This is a genomic window from Paenibacillus sp. J22P218, assembly GCF_056269195.1.
Window position 1 is genome coordinate 590670 of sequence record NZ_JBWDNL010000004.1, and the last position, 18748, is coordinate 609417.

At 49.6% G+C, this 18748-nt stretch carries 14 protein-coding genes; 4 read left to right on the forward strand and 10 right to left on the reverse strand.

Annotated elements, in window-relative coordinates; genetic code table 11:
• Window positions 1–283: 283 nt before the first annotated feature.
• Window positions 284–4684 carry a helix-turn-helix transcriptional regulator gene (locus tag AC0YN0_RS20725; RefSeq protein ID WP_475822950.1) on the forward strand — a complete coding sequence of 1467 codons (4401 nt, stop codon included), beginning with the start codon at window positions 284–286 and terminating at the stop codon, window positions 4682–4684.
• Window positions 4685–4767: 83 nt separating this feature from the next.
• Here the strand turns inward: AC0YN0_RS20725 and AC0YN0_RS20730 are convergent, their stop codons facing one another.
• The 3 genes from AC0YN0_RS20730 to AC0YN0_RS20740 form a co-directional block, all read right to left on the reverse strand.
• Complete coding sequence (locus tag AC0YN0_RS20730; RefSeq protein WP_475822951.1) at window positions 4768–6687, reverse strand: putative bifunctional diguanylate cyclase/phosphodiesterase; 1920 nt, start codon at window positions 6685–6687, stop codon at window positions 4768–4770.
• Window positions 6688–6844: 157 nt separating this feature from the next.
• Window positions 6845–7849 carry an NADP-dependent oxidoreductase gene (locus AC0YN0_RS20735; protein ID WP_475822952.1) on the reverse strand — a complete coding sequence of 335 codons (1005 nt, stop codon included), beginning with the start codon at window positions 7847–7849 and terminating at the stop codon, window positions 6845–6847.
• Between the two features lie 129 nt (window positions 7850–7978).
• Window positions 7979–8272 (reverse strand): ArsR/SmtB family transcription factor, encoded by a 294-nt coding sequence (locus tag AC0YN0_RS20740; protein WP_475822953.1) that lies wholly within the window; start codon window positions 8270–8272, stop codon window positions 7979–7981.
• 620 nt (window positions 8273–8892) lie between these two features.
• Here AC0YN0_RS20740 and AC0YN0_RS20745 point away from each other — a divergent pair.
• Complete coding sequence (locus AC0YN0_RS20745) at window positions 8893–10131, forward strand: saccharopine dehydrogenase family protein (RefSeq protein ID WP_442049790.1); 1239 nt, start codon at window positions 8893–8895, stop codon at window positions 10129–10131.
• Window position 10132: 1 nt separating this feature from the next.
• Window positions 10133–11260, forward strand: a complete 1128-nt coding sequence (gene nspC / locus AC0YN0_RS20750) for a carboxynorspermidine decarboxylase (protein ID WP_475822954.1) — start codon at window positions 10133–10135, stop codon at window positions 11258–11260.
• A 75-nt stretch (window positions 11261–11335) separates the two neighbouring features.
• On the opposite strand, the gene AC0YN0_RS20755 is transcribed toward nspC, so the two are convergent.
• The 7 genes from AC0YN0_RS20755 to AC0YN0_RS20785 all read right to left on the reverse strand — a co-directional run bounded on the left by AC0YN0_RS20755 (window position 11336) and on the right by AC0YN0_RS20785 (window position 17299).
• The gene (locus AC0YN0_RS20755) at window positions 11336–11773 is read right to left on the reverse strand and encodes an SRPBCC family protein (RefSeq protein ID WP_475822955.1); all 438 of its coding nucleotides are present in this window, start codon (window positions 11771–11773) and stop codon (window positions 11336–11338) included.
• The gene (locus tag AC0YN0_RS20760; protein WP_475822956.1) at window positions 11770–12219 is read right to left on the reverse strand and encodes an SRPBCC family protein; all 450 of its coding nucleotides are present in this window, start codon (window positions 12217–12219) and stop codon (window positions 11770–11772) included. The genes AC0YN0_RS20755 and AC0YN0_RS20760 overlap by 4 nt, the downstream gene beginning before the upstream one ends.
• The gene (locus AC0YN0_RS20765; RefSeq protein ID WP_475822957.1) at window positions 12216–12722 is read right to left on the reverse strand and encodes a MerR family transcriptional regulator; all 507 of its coding nucleotides are present in this window, start codon (window positions 12720–12722) and stop codon (window positions 12216–12218) included. The genes AC0YN0_RS20760 and AC0YN0_RS20765 overlap by 4 nt, the downstream gene beginning before the upstream one ends.
• A 121-nt stretch (window positions 12723–12843) precedes the next feature.
• Window positions 12844–13305 (reverse strand): phage tail protein, encoded by a 462-nt coding sequence (locus tag AC0YN0_RS20770; protein WP_475822958.1) that lies wholly within the window; start codon window positions 13303–13305, stop codon window positions 12844–12846.
• Window positions 13306–13517: 212 nt separating this feature from the next.
• Window positions 13518–14942, reverse strand: a complete 1425-nt coding sequence (gene araA, locus AC0YN0_RS20775; protein WP_475822959.1) for an L-arabinose isomerase — start codon at window positions 14940–14942, stop codon at window positions 13518–13520.
• Window positions 14943–14984: 42 nt separating this feature from the next.
• Complete coding sequence (locus AC0YN0_RS20780; RefSeq protein ID WP_475822960.1) at window positions 14985–15680, reverse strand: L-ribulose-5-phosphate 4-epimerase; 696 nt, start codon at window positions 15678–15680, stop codon at window positions 14985–14987.
• Window positions 15681–15682: 2 nt separating this feature from the next.
• Window positions 15683–17299, reverse strand: coding sequence for a xylulokinase (locus tag AC0YN0_RS20785; RefSeq protein ID WP_475822961.1), 1617 nt, complete (start codon window positions 17297–17299; stop codon window positions 15683–15685).
• Between the two features lie 323 nt (window positions 17300–17622).
• Here AC0YN0_RS20785 and AC0YN0_RS20790 point away from each other — a divergent pair, with 323 nt between their 5' ends.
• Entirely contained in the window at window positions 17623–18714 is a 1092-nt protein-coding gene (locus AC0YN0_RS20790; RefSeq protein ID WP_475822962.1) for a substrate-binding domain-containing protein, read from the forward strand.
• Window positions 18715–18748 lie beyond the last annotated feature (34 nt).

Genomic DNA, 18748 nt, shown 5'->3' on the forward strand with positions numbered 1-18748 from the left:
AGCTTCTAATTCAACAAGATTAATGCACCGCTCTGTAGAAAACTATTACCCATTTGGGGTATTTTTTCGTTTAATCCGCATTTCTCGCGCAAATATACCTCAAAGGAGGTATGGAGTAGCGTGCTTCTCTTCATTAGGCCCGATTCTCTCGCCGTAAATCGACAATTTACATCGTTAACCACTGACGATAAACTAGTTTATGAGGAATATTCAGTCATACCCCACAAACACAAACCCTCATTTTTCGAATATAGGCTAGATTACTCGAAGGATGGTTTTATAGATGTCGAATGCCCCCATTTCTCATAACAGATCAGACCCACCCATTCATCCGTCTTTTATTACGCTAAGTGAACGGTTAATCACAGGGCCTAAGATGCCGCCGGACCAGTTTCTGCCGCTTGCGAGTGCAATAGCTGCCGCGCTTGCCGCAAGCAGCGAGCAAGGCTATCCCTTGCCCAATTTGCGGCCAAATACGATTGCGATTGCCGCTAGCGGCGAAGTCCGGCTTCTGCAGCCTGAACGCAGCGGTCCGCTGAGCGAAGCCGACTGGCCTTATTGCTCTCCTGAGCGTACCGGCCGCATGAGGCGGCAGGAGGATGAGCGCAGCACCCTGTATTCGTTAGGCGTTATTTTCTATGAAATGCTTGCCGGTGAGCCGCCCTTTGCCGCGGATGATCCGCTGGAGTGGATGTATATGCATCTGGCGCAAAGCCCTCTCTCCCTGCGCGGTCGTATTACAGAGCTATCGGTGGCATTGGATCAGCTCGTGCTGAAGCTGCTGGATAAAAATCCTGACAACCGGTTTGTTTCAGCGGAAAGCCTGCTAGTGGCGCTTGAAGGTTGTGAACAGGCGAATCCCGCTCAGCATGGAGCGCCCGGATTTTACGGCCGGGAATCCGAAGCCGTTCAGCTCGAGCAAGCCTTCCGTTCCGTTTGCCTTGGTTCGTCCGAGGCGGTGTATGTATGCGGAGAGGCTGGCATTGGAAAAACGCGGCTCATCGAGGAAACGTTCCGTGACGGCAAGCTAGCCGATTCCTACTATTTCATATCGGGCAAATTCGAGCAGCTTGCGGCTGGCGTTCCTTATGAGCCAATCGTCAAAGCGTTCCGCGGTCTTATACGCCGACTGCTTGGCGAATCGGAAGCCTTCGTTGAGGCTTTGCGCGTTAAGCTGACGCTGACGATCGGCAGTGTTGCCGGCGTTATTACCGCCCTTATCCCCGAAGCTCGCCTGCTGCTTGGAACCGTCGCGGGGAGCGAAGAGGAACTGCCGACGGCGGAGGCGCGCAAACGGTTTCTCTATGCGTTCCGCCGCTTTGCGCAGGCGCTTGCAGCCAAAGAGCATCCCCTTGTGCTGTTTATTGATGATCTGCAATGGGCGGATGCCTCCTCTCTGCAGCTGCTCGATGCGTTAATTCGCGACCCGGAATGCCAATACTTGCTGCTCGTCGGTTCCTATCGCCCCGATATTGCCCCCTCGATTAAGCTCCCAGGCTTGAGCGATCAGGGAAGCGCATCGGAGCAAACCGCCGTAAAGCAAATCCGTCTTTCCCCGCTGCCTATGGCAACATTGAACCGGCTGGCGGCAGATACCCTCGGCGCGAATGAGCAACAAACGCAGCCCCTTAGCACGGCGATTGTCACGCATACCGGCGGCAATCCGTTTCACTTCAAGCAACTGCTGCTCCGGTTGCGCGATGAACGGCGGTTACAGTTTCAGCTGGATAAAAATATGTGGCAATGGCAGCTCGACTCCATCCCTGTTGATGAAGCGGAATTCGAAATCGGCGGTCTTCTGGAGTATCGCCTTAGACTGCTTCCGCAAACTGCCTTATCACTGGCGGAGGCGGCATCCTGCATTGGCTTCATATTTACTGACGAGCTTGCCGCGCGAGTATGCGGACTCTCCGCAGAAGACCGCTTGACAGCTTGGCATGCGGTGGAAGTCGAAGGACTGGTTGTAGCACAGTCCGATGGAAGCGCCCGCTTTGCCCATGACAGCATCCAAAAGTTAATTTACGGCCGTATTGATGAATCGAAGCGTCAGGAGCTCCATTTAGCGATTGGACGAGCTCTCTCCGCTAGCAGCGCAGACGAAGGCGACGGAAATGACCTTCTGTTCGAACAGGTGCTGCATATGAATCGCGGCGCGGAACTGCTGCGCGGCGACGAAGAGAGGCTGTCGCTCGCCGTACTGAATTTAAAGGCCGGTAATCACGCATTGGCTTCTTCGGCCTATGACGCCGCGCTCGGATATTTCTTTCACGGAACTTCGTTACTGAAGGAGCAGCATTGGAACAACCGCTTTGAATTATGCTTTGAGCTGCACGCCCGTTTGGCGGAATGCGCTTATCTGTGCGGCCAGTCGGAAGATTCGCTGCAACGGATTGAACGTTTGCTTACACGGGCTCGCAACCCGATTGAACGCAGCCGCGTTCGAATGATTCGCATTATGCAATTGATTAATCAAGGTAAATATGCCGAAGGAACGGCGCTTGGGCTGCATAGCTTAGCTGAATTGGGTATTCGCCTGTCTTCTGACCCGGGACCGCTGCGGCTTCTAACCGAGAAGTGGAAAACAAACTGGCTGCTGTTGCGCTCACGGAAACGGTCGCATCTACTGCCTGAGATGACCGATCCGCAGCTATCCGCTGCATTAGGACAAATCGCGGCTATTGTGCCATCCAGCTTTTTTACGGACAAAAGCATTTTCTTTATGTTGACGAGCCGAGCGCTAAGGTTGTCGCTGCGCGGCGGCCAATCGCCGCTCACAGCGGTCGTCATCTCTGCTTACGGGATGCTTGCGGAAACCGCATGGCGCAATCATGAACAAGCCCGGAGACTCGGGGGGCTGGGCATCCAACTCGCCGAAAGCAGCGGCATGGCTTCGGTTAGCAGCATGGCGTTCACCATGTACAGCGCGGTCAGCAGCATTTTTGCCGGAGACGCCCGCGAAACCGACTACTACTTGCCGCAGGCGATGCGTCACGGCATGAACGCCGGGAATTATATTTTTGCCAGCTACGCAATGGGCGGCCACGTCAATTCTCTGTATACGCGCAGCTCGCTTAGCGAAATGGCGCGCGTCATCGCCGAGTACTTGACCGTGCTGGAGACAACAAAAGACGAGTTCGTGCAGCAAAACTTCTTTTTATATGAGCAATGGATCGCCGCGCTGCAGGGAAGAACGGAATCACCGGTTTCCTTCAACGATGGCCGGTTCTCGGAAGAGGCGTTTCTCGCCCGCATCGGACAAGAGGAAACAGCTGCAACGACGCTTTACCAGTACAGCACTTACAAAGCGCAATTGTTCTACCTAGAAGGGCGCTACGAGGAAGCCGAGGCATGGAGCGCCAAAGCGGGACCACACGAGCCGTATGCGACCCATCTTCCCCATATGCCGGAATGCTGCTTCTACGAAGCGCTCTCCATGATTGGCTCCTGCACAGCTGATGGAAGGGCGCCGCAGCGCGTCAAAGCTGCCCGCATCCAAAAGCTGCTGCGCCGGTTCCGCCGATTCGCGGACGGCAGCGAGACCAACTTCCGGGCGCGTTGCACACTGCTGCATGCCGCCTACGCCGAAGCGCGAGGACGAATTAAAGACGCTGAACGGCTATACGATACGGCGCTTCGGGAGGCCTACGAATACGGCGATCTGCGCGTTAAGGCGCTCGGCGGCGAGCTGGCCGGAAGGTTCTACGAGCGCAGACGACGGGATGCGTCCGCTCGCCATTACGAGCGGATAGCGCTTGAAGGTTATTCGGAATGGGAGCTGCCTAGGAAGATTGCACAGCTCACCAATAAACGGAGCGGGAATCGGGAAGAGCTGAAGCTGCAAGCCGGCCATGACAGTTTGCGAGACGCACAATTAACGCCCGTCGAAGCGGCGGCTGCCAATAAGCCGGAAACTCCCGCCTCCGATCTTGAAGCCGAATTAGCCGCCATCCTCCGAGCAACTCGCGTCATTACCGGACGCGATAGCGCCGATGCTATGCTTGCCGAGCTGTTAACAGTCATTATGACCTATGCCGGCGCCGGCACAGGGGCTCTGCTGTCAGCGAACGACGGCGATTTGCGTATCCAAGTCTACGCTGAGCCGAATGAAGCTGCTGTCGCCGTCGAACGCGAGCTGCAAGGCAGCCCGCTGCTGCCTGAGGGCATTGTCAGATACGTCTACCGGACGCAAGAGACCGTTACGTACAACGGCGAGCCAGACAGTTGGGTCACTCGCAACCCATACATGGCGCTGCATCGCCCGCAGTCCATGCTTTGCTTGCCCGTCAAGATTCACGGTACGCTGCTCGGCGTGCTCTTCCTGGAGAATCGCCTCGCGACCGGCGTACTCGATGCGGCACAAACCGGGGTGCTGCTCGCAATGGCCTCCCAAGCGCTGATGATGTGCGTGTTGCGTCAATCATCGGAAGAGGAAGCTTCCTCCGTGAATAGTGAAGTAGAAGTAACGTCAGAGCAAGCTGAAGCGATAGAGGAGCCATTGACCGAGCGCGAGCTGGAAGTGCTGGCGCTGCTTGCTGCAGGGCTCTCCAACAAAGAAATAGCCGAACGGCTCGTCATTGCGGCCGGCACCGTCAAAGTGCATGTGAAGCATATATTCGCCAAACTCAAGGTAAACCGCCGAACGAAAGCAATTATGCAAGCAAAAGAGCTGAAGCTGCTTGATTAGCCCTTGAACAAGCACTAACCCTTAATCCCATGCTAAATAAATCAACCCCTCGCAGCGCAAGGCCTGCAGGGGTTGATTGTGGTTTATAAGTGTGAAGCCTTACTCTTCAAAAAAACAATCAGATTCTCAGTTGTCATAGGCTTAGCGAAATAATAACCTTGCAAGTAGTCGCAACCAATCGCACGAGCAAGCTTAATATGCTCCTCCGTCTCAACGCCTTCAATCACAATATGTTTATTGATTTGCTGGAAAGAGCGAGATAAAGCTTGAATGATGACGAAAGTAGTCTGGCTATCCGAAGCCCGATACAACAAGGATTTATCGATCTTGATCCCCTTGAAAGGTAAATGAATAATGTTGGACAAGTTAGAATAACCCGTTCCATAATCATCAAGGCTAAAATGTATACCGTGACGATTGAAGCCATTCATAATGTTGCTAATCTTGTCAAAATTATCGATCACTACACTTTCTGTAATTTCCAGATGAATGCGAGACGGATCTACTTGTTCTCTCCGAATCACATGTTCTACTTCCGAAACGATATTGTCATTCATCATTTGTATAGGCGAGAAATTAATATTAATATGCTGAAACGGAGTACCGCTGCTCTCTAGCTTTCTGATCGTTCTACATACTTGCTCCAGCAAAACCTCGCCTAATTGGTTAATAAGTCCTTTCTCTTCCGCGATTGCAATGAATTCCAGTGGAGAAATCGGTCCAAGTTCCGGGCAAGTGAGTCTTGCCAATGCTTCGAACACAGGATAACTGTCGGTTTCAACGTGATAAATAGGCTGATACACAATCTCCAGTTCTCGCCCTTCAAGCGTTTGTTTTAAAAACTCGTATACTTTATTTTTGCGATGCATACGGTCTAACGCGTCACTATTAATCGTAATCACACTATTCTTGTGAAGTGATTTTTCCTCGCGAATACTGTATTCCAGCACATGAACCGTATCCTCGAGCGTATCCGTCACTTCCGGAATATTGAGCTCGGCAATCGTAGCGCGAATAAAAAGATTCATTCCTTCTATGACCCACTGCTGAGACAACCGGTTACTAAGCGTTCGAATAAGCTGCCGCTGCTCGGTAACCGTTGTTAATAGCGCAAACTCATCACCCGAGAGGCGGAACACTTGCGCATTGGGCTGCACGTTCATTAAATAATGAGCCACTTCTTGCAGAAGGCGATCCCCGATCTGCTCGCCATAATGATTATTGATGCTTCTAAATTCGTCTATGCTTACAACAATAATCTTAAACGGACTCTTATCCTCTAAACGCATGCTTACTACTTTGACGAATGCACGCCGGTTCATCGTCCCTGTTAAATCATCTTCCAGAATTTTTTTGTTTTGAATGTACAAATAAGAAATCACCAACGATGCAGTTGCTGCAGTACTCGAAATGAGCAAATTAGGATAAATAAATTCAATCGTTACGAAGATGAGGCACAGCACGGGAAATGATAAAATAACAAGATTCAAACTTCGTGAAAGTCTATGACGCGTAAAGAACAATAAAACGAGAAGCAGCACAATATAGAAAGCAGGCGCAGCGTACATTAAGTTATACAACGGTCCTCTTTCAATGGTGTGGTCATCCGAAATGGTATAAATAATGCCTGAAAATGGCGAACTCATAATCATCAGCGCAAAAAGGATATAAACCCAAACGGTAAATCGTATCCACCTGAAAAACACTTCTTTAGTCGTCCAAATAATCGAAATCGTGTAATAAAAGAAGAGCGGCGCAATAACCGTCATTGAAACTCTGCTCATCACATTGAATAATTCGACTAGGAATAGCGGGAACCGGGTCATCTCCCTATTTAACGCTACCGAAATTAATATGCTGATCATAGAAACAATCGTAGTCGTCAAGGTGATTCGAAACATCTTGTTCTGAATGGTTCGTATACCGCCGTATTCTCTGGAATAAATAAGTATAATCAATGCGATTACAATTGCGCTATATATAGGTCCTGCGTTCCATTCCATGATATTCCCTCTTTAATTGTTATTGAAGTGGCCATAAAAAATGCACCCCTAGAACTATTATCGGAATAACCCGCGGTTTTTCCAATGTCTATTCTAAGAGGTGCGTTTAGTGTTGCTTAATGTCCAATTCCAAGAAAGAGACTTCTCATGGATGTTATTACCCAACCTTCACGAGCATTTTGCCGATGTTGGTGCCTTTGAAGAGCTCGAGTAGTGCCTCGGGCATGCGATCGAATCCTTCGATAACCGTCTCTTCGTATTTGAGCTTGCCATCGGACAGCCATTGCCCGAGCATCTTCGCTCCCTCCGGTAAACGGTCAGCGTAATCCCCCAGGACAAAACCCTTCATAAGCGAACGAGTCTTGATTAGTTTGACTAGAACCCGAGGGCCGATGTCCTTACCTTCCGAATCGTTGTAGGCGGAAATAGAGCCGCACAACGCAATACGCGCATGATCGTTCAACTGGCTGATAACCGCGTCAGTAATATCTCCTCCGACGTTGTCGAAATAGACGTCTACGCCTTGCGGGCATTCCTTCTCCAAAGCATCCTTCAGATTAGGAGTCGTCCTGTAATTGATCGCGGCGTCGAAACCAAGCTGCTCCGTCAGCCAAGCCGTCTTATCGTCGGAGCCTGCAATCCCCACGACCCGAGCGCCTTGAATCTTGGCGATCTGGCCGACAATGGAGCCAACCGCTCCCGCGGCGCCCGATACGACTACGGTCTCGCCGGCCTTCGGACGACCGATGTCCATTAAGCCGAAGTAAGCGGTCAGCCCCGTCATGCCGATAACACCGAGATAAGCTGAGATCGGAGCTATCCGCTCGTCGATCTTACGGAGTTTATCCGCATCCTCTACACCGTACAGCTGCCAGCCGAGCATGCCCAATACCTTGTCGCCCGGCTTGAACTTGTCCGAACGGGACTCGACAACTTCACCTACTCCCCCACCTTCGATAACCTCCCCGATCCGATAAGGCTCGACATAAGATTTAGCCGCGCTCATTCTCCCCCGCATATAAGGGTCCACAGATAAATAGATGGCTCGGATGAGCACTTGGCCTTCTCCGGGCTGCGGCAACGGCGCTTCTTGGAATTCAAAATTTTCATCCGTCGGCCAGCCTTGCGGACGGGAGCGCAACAGGATTTTACGGTTCATCATAGCTTTGATCACTCTTTCCCTCATATTGATTTAACTGTCGTAAATCATGGACGAACGGTAAGTTTAAATAGTTTTAAAACTTTTTAACTATCGGGTCAAAAAAGAAGGTAACTCGGTCATCCTCATTGATCATAGGCTTTCCAAGAACCCCGGCAATATCGTTTGAATCTGCTCCTTACGCAAAAAAATCTTCTTGTTCTGCCCTTCCCGCACGAACCGAATTAAATCAGCTTCATACATTATTTTCAGATGGTAGGTGACATTCGATTTATCCATCCCCATCGCCCTTGCGATCTCTCCGCAGTTGTTGCGGTCGGGTTCGGCCTGAAGGTACCGAACCATCTCTATGCGTTTCTTCTCGGCTAGCGCCTTGAAGACTCTTGCCCGCTTGTCGTCGTCCACCGTCGATTGTTTGATAGTCATAAAACTATCTTATTAGATGCTTTGAACGACTGTCAAGCGCTGCAATCTTATTTAGATTTAGACATCGCGAAAAAAAATATGCGATTCCTAAAAATTTATATTGCTCCAGAAACACTATCCTGCTATTATGAAGGAGCATGATTTTTGGAAAGCTAATATTCAATGTATCTAGGATCTTTCCAAGCAGATAATCTTTGACCACTTCCACCAAGAAGTTAAGGCCATACGGACAGCCGGGTCAAATGCCGATTGGCAACTTTCGTTGCTTTATTGATTGAGTTAAAAGCTCAAATTTTATAAGTTGGTTACTTTACAACCAAGTGCATATGCACATCAACTTGTGAAACGGTCAATAAGAGTGGTAAAAGTAATTATTTGCTATATAGACTCTGATCCTAACATGATATATTTGAATATGTAGAGCCTTTCCATGAAACGATACGTTTTATGGCTGACTGACGAGCGCGCAAGAGCTTTGTCCGGTCATGCTTATTGGAAATGACTTTTACTATTTGACGATATCAAAGCAAGTGTGATGCGCATGGGTGCGTGTTTCGCTTGCTTTTTTTGTTGGTTTTTTTAGAATCGAAAAAAATTTACTTGGGTCAGGAGATCGAAAAATGGGAAAAGCACTAGTCATTGGCGCCGGCGGCGTAGCAGCAGTAGCAATTCATAAATGCGTTCAAAACAGCGAAGTATTCGAAGAAATTTGTATTGCCAGCCGTACGAAGTCCAAATGCGATGAACTGAAAGCGAAATTGGACGGCGGCAAAACCAAAATTACGACAGCACAGGTCGATGCAAACAACGTAGACGAGTTGATCGCTCTGATTAACGAAGTCAAACCGGATATCGTCATGAACTTAGCTCTGCCTTACCAAGATTTGACGATCATGGATGCTTGCCTGGCTACTAAGACTCACTATATGGATACAGCTAACTATGAGCCGGAAGATACGGCGAAGTTCGAATATAAATGGCAATGGGATTACCGCGAGCGCTTTGAACAAGCTGGAATCACAGCTCTGCTCGGCAGCGGCTTCGACCCAGGCGTAACTGGCGTATTCTCCGCTTATGCGCTGAAGCACTATTTTGACGAAATCGAATATATCGATATTCTAGACTGCAACGGCGGCGACCACGGCTATCCGTTCGCGACGAACTTCAACCCGGAGATCAACATCCGCGAAGTATCCGCTAACGGACGTTACTGGGAAAACGGCGAATGGATCGAAACGAAACCGATGGAAATCAAACGCAGCTATAACTTTGCTGAAGTCGGCGAGAAAGATATGTATTTGCTTTACCACGAAGAGCTTGAATCCCTTGCGCAAAACATGCCTGGACTGAAACGTATCCGTTTCTTCATGACTTTCGGCCAAAGCTATCTCATGCACTTGAAGGCGCTTGAGAACGTAGGAATGACTTCCATCGAGCCGATCGAATACGAAGGAAAACAAATCATTCCGCTTCAATTCCTTAAGGCTATCCTGCCGGACCCAGCTTCCCTGGGACCACGTACGGTTGGCAAAACGAACATCGGCTGCATCTTCAAAGGCAAAAAAGACGGCCAAGACAAAACTTATTATGTCTACAATATTTGCGATCACCAAGAGTGCTATAGAGAAGTGGGCTCCCAAGCTATCTCCTATACAACTGGCGTACCTGCCATGATCGGCGCGGCGATGGTCTTGACTGGCAAATGGAATAAACCAGGCGTATACAATGTTGAAGAGTTCAATCCGGATCCATTCATGGAAGAACTGAACAAATGGGGACTTCCATGGGTAGAAGACTTTAACCCGGTACTAGTTGACGCATTGCCTGAAGATACAAAAAAACCGGAGCTTGTTCGTTAATATGCGGTTCGAGGAATTACCGACACCCTGTTTCGTAGTCGATGAAGCGCTCATCGAGAAGAATCTAACCATTTTGAACGGCGTCATGCAGCGTACGGGAGCTAAGATCATACTGGCGCAAAAAGCTTTTTCAATGACTGCGATGTATCCCCTAATCGGACAATATTTATGCGGCACGACCGCGAGCGGATTATACGAAGCGCGGCTTGGTCACGAGGAAATGGGCAAAGAAAATCACGTCTTTGCCCCTGCCTATCGTGAAGACGAGATCGACGAAATTATAACCATTTGCGACCATATTATTTTCAACTCCTTCTCGCAGCTGGAGAAGTATAAAGCGAAAGCTCTTGCAGCCGGCAGAAAAGTGGGCCTTCGCATCAATCCGGAGTGCTCGACCCAAGAAGGACATGAAATGTATGATCCATGTTCGCCAGGGTCCAGATTCGGCGTGAATCTTGAGAATTTCCGGCCTGAACTGCTTGAGGGCGTTTCGGGACTGCACTTCCATACCCTTTGCCAACAAAACTCGGATGCTTTGGAGACTACGCTGAATGCGGTCGAAGAAAAATTCGGGCAATGGTTGCCGCAGATGGAATGGATCAACTTTGGCGGCGGTCACCATATTACAAGAGAAGACTACGATATCCCGCGACTCGAGGCTTGCATTCGGCGAATGCAAGATAAGTACGGCTTGAAGGTCTACCTTGAACCGGGAGAAGCCATCGCGCTTAACGCGGGCTATATGGTCACCTCCGTCCTGGATATCCATAAGAACGGCATTGAGATCGCTATCGTGGACACATCGGCGACATGTCACATGCCGGATGTTCTGGAAATGCCGTATCGTCCGCCGCTCTTCGGTTCGGGCGAAGCAGGCGAGAAGCGTTACACTTATCGGCTTGGCGGTCCAACCTGCCTGACGGGCGATGTCATCGGAGACTATTCCTTCGATCAGCCTCTAAAGAACGGCGATAGACTCGTGTTTGGAGATATGGCGATCTACTCCATGGTCAAAACCAACACCTTCAACGGCATGCCGCTGCCGGCCATCGCCGTGCAGGACAAAGACGGCAATTGCCGCGTCGTACGAGAGTTTGGCTATGAGGATTTCAAGACAAGACTAGCTTAATGAATAACGAAAGCCTTAACCCTGCTTCATTAGAAGGGTTAAGGCTTTTTGCGTTCCGCTCACGTATGTTTATAATTAGGCCAAGTCCGACAGAAGCTTGCCAAGCCGGTCAAGATTCTGTTCATTGCCTTCTATGCAGTAAGGCTTAGCTTGTTCGAACTCCTCTTTTTCTTTGAAACGTTGACGGAAGGTGACCCTGGTGCGGCCCTCAAGGTCCTCGAAAGTTGCCGTCACCCGAAATTCGTGGCCGGATAGATGATCCAGCACGATCCGCTCCGGCTGCACGATCTCAACAAACACGTTATGGTTGGGATAATCCACGCCATCCGGTCCGTGCATCGTGTACCGCCACGTGCCTCCCGGTTTCATCTCGCACTCGTGAAACGTATTCGTAAAGCCATTTGGCCCCCACCATCGGGCTAACCAATCGGGCGTTGTCCATGCCCGAAACATGAGCTCCCGCGGAACGTCATACTCGCGTGTGGCCATAAGTTTATTTTCGCCTATAGTCACTCTTCTACATCCCCATCCACTGCTTTACCTAGTGCGTCCAACATGATATTTGTACCGTGCTCCCGCACTTCCGCCGTATCGTGCCCGTCAAAGAACGCCCCTTGCTCCGTGAAAATCAGCTTCGTACCGCTCTCCACCTTAATAAGCTCGACCGTTGTAATCGAGACGGAGATACGCGTGTCCCCCGAATCCAAGCTGTACGTGTAAACAATGCGCTGCTCGGGAACAAGCTCCTGGTAGTAGGCGTCGAAGGTAAAGATCGGTCCTTCGGGCGGCCCTCCGCTGCTGTACTCGCGCCCGCCAACCCGGAAATCGAAGATATCCGGCTTCGAGAACCACTTGGCTTTGGCAATCGGATCGGCCCAGGCCTGATAAACCTTCTCCGGCGAAGCGGCATAAGTCCGCTCGACGACGAAAGTGCCGTGCTTGACGAATCGTTCGTTCATTGATTATCCTCCTCATGTTTCGGAATTCCGTTTTCCTGAACTAGAAAATCTCCCAACAGGTCCAAATGCCGCGTCCAACTCGTTTGCCGTTCTAGGATCGGTTTGTCAAATCCCGTCTTCATCGCTTGCAGAAGGCCGGTGAAATCTTCAACCGTTAGTTCCGCCTTGCCCTGCATCAGCTTGGATACATGTCTGAGCTGCTCCAAAAGTTTTTGCTGCTGTTTGATTTGTTCGTTAATTTGGTTGATCTGCAGGTCTACGATCTCAAGCGGACTGTACTGCCCGCCAACCAAAACCGACTTAATCTCCTCGAGCGACAGGCCCAGCTCCTTCAATGATAAGATCTGGTGCAAGCGCGACAAGTCCCGTTCATTGTACAGTCTGTGGCCGGATTCCGTTAGCCCGGACGGAGAGAACAATCCGATTTGATCATAAAACCGCAAGGTTCGTACGGTAAGCCCCGTCAACTTGGCGAGATCTCCGACCTTCCAATTTCTCTTCATGAACCATCTCCACTCTTTGGTGCTAGCTAAGTACCGGTAGTTCCATTGTAAAACATGACGTAACGTAAGGTGCAAGCGCAAAAAATGGTTAGTTGTGCAAGCATTGAAAAAGGGCGGCTATCTAATACTCCCCTTTAATCACAAAAAACGAACCCCGAATGGTTCCGGCTAATTTAGACTTCTGCCTTGCAAACTTAAACTTCCCTTCCAACTCCTGCGGTACCTCCATGCCTTCAGAAAGCTTAAAACCAACGGCCCGCTTCTTAGGGTCATCCACCGTATACATGACATTGACCGAAAGCCCGTCCTCATAAAAGACGTAGGTAAATTGAATATTTTTCACTTGAAAACGCGACGTTTCTAAAGGCTTGGCCGCAAACGTAATATCACGTTCCTTCAAAACTCGGTTCACATAATCAAGGCTCTCCTGACTTTTGCTAGCCGGTACAACCGTAAATTCATGCTTGTATTTGGTCATAAAGTAACGGGCTTCATTCGCACGTAAACCAGCAAGCGCTTCTACAACAGGCGAAGACTCTAAACCAACCGTAGACACATCTTTAAAATCAACGATATAGGACATTTCCATCCTCCAGCTCCAAAATTAATCCTCTTATCTACAAATAGTATACCAAAAACGACTTAAATAGAAAATTTTGACTGGTGAAATTCAAGTAAGAATAATCCGAATACCCTTCTTGCATATGAGATTATTCTAAAAAAAACCGTTTCTTCGTAAATAGGGATACAATCGCCCATTTACGAAAGAAACGGTCTTTCAGCCTTAATTATAGATTACTTTATTACAACGTATTCCAAGTTAACCAGCTTGGCATAAGTAACGATTTGGTCTGTCGTGAGGTTCAAGGAAACGACCGTATGGTGGCCGCCGCCATTCTCGATCCAAGCTCTTACGCCATCCTGGAAGTTCGGCTTCACCGTCCATAGGACGCGAGCGACAGGAAGGTTAGGAGCCGGAACCGTCGGTTCGAATGCGGAAACCTCGTTGATCAGCAATTTATAATGAGTGCCGAAGTCAGCCATGGATACTACGACGCCTTCGCCAGCTTTGCCGTCGAATACAAGACGTGCCGGATCTTCCCGATCGCCGATTCCGAGCGGGGAAACGATAATTTTCGGCTTGTTGCTTGCCAGACACGGATCTACCTCGAGCATGTGGGACTGCAGGATAGCTTCTTGACCGGCTGCCATCTCGTACGTGTAATCCTCCATAAAGCCCGTGTTTTGATTGCGGCTCATCACTTTCATTAAGCGATCAAGCGCAGCCGTCTTCCAGTCGCCCTCGCCGGCGAAACCGTAGCCTTGCGCCATCAGACGTTGGACGGCTAGACCAGGAAGCTGTTTCATGCCATGCAAGTCTTCGAAGTTTGTCGTGAAGGCATTATAACCTTTCTCGTCGAAGAAACGTTTCAAGGCGATTTCATAGCTTGCTTGAACTCTGACGCTTGCTTCCCAAGCTTCTTTGCTGTTCGTGCCGTAATCGAAGTCGTAGAGCTCCGCATACTGGCCCATCAGATCATCGATTTCCTGCTCCGTAACGCCATTCACGTATTGTACGAGATCGCCGATGCCATAGTAGTCGACAGTCCAACCGAATTGAATTTGCGCCTCGACCTTGTCGCCTTCCGTTACGCCAACGTTGCGCATGTTGTCGCCGAAACGAGCTACTCTGATGTTGAAGCTTTCGTTATAAGCAACCGCTACGTCCATCCAATCCGCAATTTGCTGTTGCACTTCCGCACGTTCCCAGTAGCCTACAACGATTTTGTTTTGTTTCTTCAGGCGGGCATTGATGAAGCCGTATTCGCGGTCGCCGTGAGCGGCTTGGTTCAGGTTCATGAAGTCCATGTCGATCGTTGCCCAAGGAATGCTTTCATTGAACTGGGTGGCCAAGTGAAGCAGAGGCTTCTGCAGCAATTTCGTACCGCGAATCCACATTTTTGCAGGCGAGAACGTATGCATCCACGTGATGACACCCGCCACTTCGTCGCGATAGTTGACCTCTTTCATAATGCTTGTAATTTTATCCGCGCTTACCGCCAGATCTTGCAAGACAAGCGGATAAGGGAGAACCCCGCTATTATTCAAGGCGTCCGTCATCGTCTGCGCATGAGCTTTTACTTCAGCGAGCGCTTCTTCTCCGTACAGATGCTGCGAACCTACGACGAACCAAAATTGTTTAGCTGCTGTTACTGACATCTTAATCATCCTCTTTTCTGTATTTTATAATGGCTAGTGCTATTACTTCTGCCCGTAGTAGGCGTCTTTTCCGTGTTTGCGAAGGTAGTGCTTATCCAGAATGCCTTGCGGAAGCTCTTTGGCAAAATGGTTCAATTGCCGCGCGTACAGATTCATTTTGCACACTTCCTCCAGCACGACGCTGTTCACGACCGCCGACTTCACGTCTTTCCCCCAAGTGAAAGGCGCATGTCCCTGAAGCAGGACGGCTGGTATCGCCATGACATCCAAACCGCGCTGCTCGAACGTTTCGATAATAACGTGACCCGTTTCCGCTTCGTATCCACGGTCAACTTCCTCTTGGTTCAAGAACCGCGCGCAAGGCACGGCGCCATAGAAGGTGTCCGCATGCGTCGTTCCCATGACGGGTACATCGAGTCCCGCTTGCGCCCAGATGGTTGCCCAAGTCGAATGCGTATGCACAATGCCGCCAATTTGCGGATAATGCTTATACAATACGGCGTGAGTCGCAGTATCGGAGGAAGGTCTCATATCACCCTCGACCACTTTGCCGTCTAGATCTACAACGACCATGTCGCTCGGCTTCATCTTTTCATAGCTGACTCCGCTCGGTTTAATGACGAACAGGCCGCTATCCCGATCGACGGCGCTCGCATTTCCCCAAGTGAATTTCACGAGTCCGTGCTTCGGCAAGTCCAGATTCGCTTCGTATACCTCTTCTTTCAGTTGTTCTAACAACGTTAGTCCCTCCCGTTCTCTAGCAGATGGTCTACAGCGGCTTGTTCAATGGCAAGACCCGCTTGATATCGTTTGATAAAGGTTTGGAAACCTTGTACATCCGTGGCGTCAGGAGCAATCTCCTGTCCTTCGGCATCTTTGAACACTTTCTGCTCGAGGAAGTCCGACAAGCTCTCCCCTTGATCCTTGCCCGTCATGTACGAAGCAAGAAGTGCCATGCCCCATGCCCCGCCTTCCCCGGCCGTGGACATAACCGAGATCGGAACGTTCAGTGCAGCGGCCAACGCTTTTTGTCCGACCACTGGGGTTTTGAAGAGTCCGCCGTGAGCCAAGATGCTGTCGATAGCCACCTGTTCGTTTTCCGTCAAAATGTCCATGCCCAGCTTGAGCGCTCCGAAAGCCGTGAATAGATGCGTTCTCATGAAGTTGGCCAGATTAAAGTTGCTTTCCGGCGAACGAACGAACAACGGGCGGCCTTTATCCAATCCCGTAATATTTTCGCCCGAGAGATAGCCATAGCTAAGCAAACCGCCGCCGTCCGGATCAGCTTCAAGAGATTTGCCCAGCAGCACGCTGAACAATTTGCCCGAATCCACATTGAAACCCATCGCTTCTGAAAATTCACGGAACAGTCCCATCCAAGCGTTCAGATCACTGGAGCAGTTGTTCGCATGCACCATGCCGACCGGACTGCCGTCCGGCGTCGTGACCATATCGATCTCCGGATACACCTTGGACAATTCTTTCTCGAGTACGATCATTGCGAAAACAGAAGTTCCCACGGAAATGTTTCCCGTACGCTTCTTGACGCTATTCGTCGCTACCATGCCTGTGCCGGCATCGCCTTCAGGAGGACAGAACGGAATGCCGGACTGCAGATCTCCTGCCGGGTCCAGAACGGCAGCTCCCGCCCCCGTTAGCTCGCCAGCTTGCTCGCCGGATAGGTTCACTTTCGGAAGAAGATCGTTAAGCTTCCACGGATAACCTTTCGCCGCGATTAACTCATCGAACTGCTTAACCATCGTTGGATGGTAATTATGGGTTGACTCATCTATAGGGAAAATGCCGGAAGCATCTCCAATGCCAATTACTTTATTGCCAGTCAGCAGCCAGTGGATATAGCCAGCCAGCGTCGTCACGAAATCAATGCGAGGCACATGCTCCTCTTGGTTTAATATCGCTTGATACAAATGGGCGATACTCCATCGCTCGGGAACATTGAATTGGAACAAGTCCGTTAGTTCTCTTGCTGCCGCGCCGGTCGTTGCATTGCGCCAAGTCCGGAATGGTACCAGCAGTTCACCTGTGCTATCGAATGCCATATAGCCGTGCATCATAGCGGAAAACCCGATTGATCCGACGGTCTGAAGGGTAACTCCGTATTTTTGTTGTACTTTCTGCTTCACTTCGCGATAAGCGGTTTGGAGGCCTGTAATAATATCTTCCTGATTGTATGTCCAATATCCGTCTTTCAAACGATTTTCCCACTCAAAGCTTCCCGATGCGATCGTCTCGAAACGACGATCGATTAGCACCGCTTTGATCCGCGTAGATCCGAATTCGATACCGAGCGAAGTTTCACCCTCGGTTATCGCTTCTTTCAAGTCTACATGATTCATGATCACATATATCCCCTCTCTGTTCGCGGTTTACACGATATGACCCCGCTCCTATCGCTATCTTCGACCGGAAGAAGGCGCTTTCTCTCACTGACAGCCTTAGTATATTTTCTGTACGTACATTTGTCAATATAGTCTAATAGTTATACTAACATGAGTCACTGTCCCGCCTTTACTAGCCTAATCATGGTCGATTCCTCAGATCATGCACGGAACTTGTACCATTGAAATCGCAATTGAGGCCATTGTATTTGCATTCTAGGCAATTCATGCTAGAATATGTACGTACAACTTTTTAGCCAATAATGAAAGAAGTGAAATAGATGAAGCCGAAGTACCAGCTCATTATTGAAGATATCAAAAGCGATATCCTCTCTGGAACGTACAAAGCAGGAGAGAAAATCCCTTCGGAGCTTGCTTTGCAGGAGAGCTATAACGTTAGCCGGCAGACGGTTCGAAAAGCTTTGCTCGAGTTGCAAAACGAGGGGTTCTTGCGAAGCGAGAGGGGTTCCGGCACGTACGTCAGCAGCCAATACCGTTCTAGAACGGGCGCGAAGGCCACGAATAAAACGATCGGCGTCATCACGACATATATCTCGGATTACATCTTCCCCTCCATTATCCGCGGCATTGAAAGCCGATTAAATGAAGATAACTATTCCTTGCTGTTAGCCAGTACGAATAATAATATCGCCCAGGAAAAAAAGGCGTTGGAAATGATGTTGTCCTACGGCGTGGATGGACTGATTATTGAACCTACCAGAAGCAATGTATATAACCCCAATATTGCTTATTACCTGTCTTTTAAGGAACAAGAGGTTCCTTTCACGATGATCAATGCCTATTATGAAGAATTGGAAGTTCCTTTCTTCTGTCTGGATGACGTGCAGTCCAGCTATCTTGCAACCCGAGAGCTGATTGCCAAAGGACATACCCAGATCGGCATCATCGCGAAAATGGACGATTTACAGGGCAAGTTTAGAATGAAGGGATTTATCAAAGCTCTTGGAGAAGCCAAATTACGGTTCCAGCAAGAGCATGTGCTTTCTTTCGATACGGAGACGAAGCCGGATTTGTCCGCTAACTTGGAAGTGTATCTGAGCGACAATCGGGAGGAATTGACTGCGCTTGTGTGTTACAACGACGAGGTAGGCTTGGAAGTCGTACATGTCTGCAGAAAACTGGGCATTTCCATTCCGGACGAGCTATCCATCATTGGCCAAGACAATTCCTATATCGCCAAAAACGCGAATATCCAGCTCACGACGTTAACGCACCCCCAAGAACAAATGGGACGCGACGCAGCGGACTGGGTCATTAAAAATCTACAAGGCAAAAAAGACTTGCCCACCACCACCTACTACCAGCCCGTATTAATCGAGGGCGAAACGGTAAAAGCCATCGAAGTGGAATAGTAGTAGTTCCATGCAGGGGCGTCACTCCTAATGT

Coding starts and splice junctions, on each gene's coding strand:
- AC0YN0_RS20725 (WP_475822950.1), top strand. CDS start 284: ATGTCGAATGCCCCCATTTCTCATAACAGATCAGACCCACCCATTCAT.
- AC0YN0_RS20730 (WP_475822951.1), bottom strand. CDS start 6,687: ATGGAATGGAACGCAGGACCTATATATAGCGCAATTGTAATCGCATTG.
- AC0YN0_RS20735 (WP_475822952.1), bottom strand. CDS start 7,849: ATGATGAACCGTAAAATCCTGTTGCGCTCCCGTCCGCAAGGCTGGCCG.
- AC0YN0_RS20740 (WP_475822953.1), bottom strand. CDS start 8,272: ATGACTATCAAACAATCGACGGTGGACGACGACAAGCGGGCAAGAGTC.
- AC0YN0_RS20745 (WP_442049790.1), top strand. CDS start 8,893: ATGGGAAAAGCACTAGTCATTGGCGCCGGCGGCGTAGCAGCAGTAGCA.
- nspC (WP_475822954.1), top strand. CDS start 10,133: ATGCGGTTCGAGGAATTACCGACACCCTGTTTCGTAGTCGATGAAGCG.
- AC0YN0_RS20760 (WP_475822956.1), bottom strand. CDS start 12,219: ATGAACGAACGATTCGTCAAGCACGGCACTTTCGTCGTCGAGCGGACT.
- AC0YN0_RS20765 (WP_475822957.1), bottom strand. CDS start 12,722: ATGAAGAGAAATTGGAAGGTCGGAGATCTCGCCAAGTTGACGGGGCTT.
- AC0YN0_RS20770 (WP_475822958.1), bottom strand. CDS start 13,305: ATGTCCTATATCGTTGATTTTAAAGATGTGTCTACGGTTGGTTTAGAG.
- araA (WP_475822959.1), bottom strand. CDS start 14,942: ATGTCAGTAACAGCAGCTAAACAATTTTGGTTCGTCGTAGGTTCGCAG.
- AC0YN0_RS20785 (WP_475822961.1), bottom strand. CDS start 17,299: ATGAATCATGTAGACTTGAAAGAAGCGATAACCGAGGGTGAAACTTCG.
- AC0YN0_RS20790 (WP_475822962.1), top strand. CDS start 17,623: ATGAAGCCGAAGTACCAGCTCATTATTGAAGATATCAAAAGCGATATC.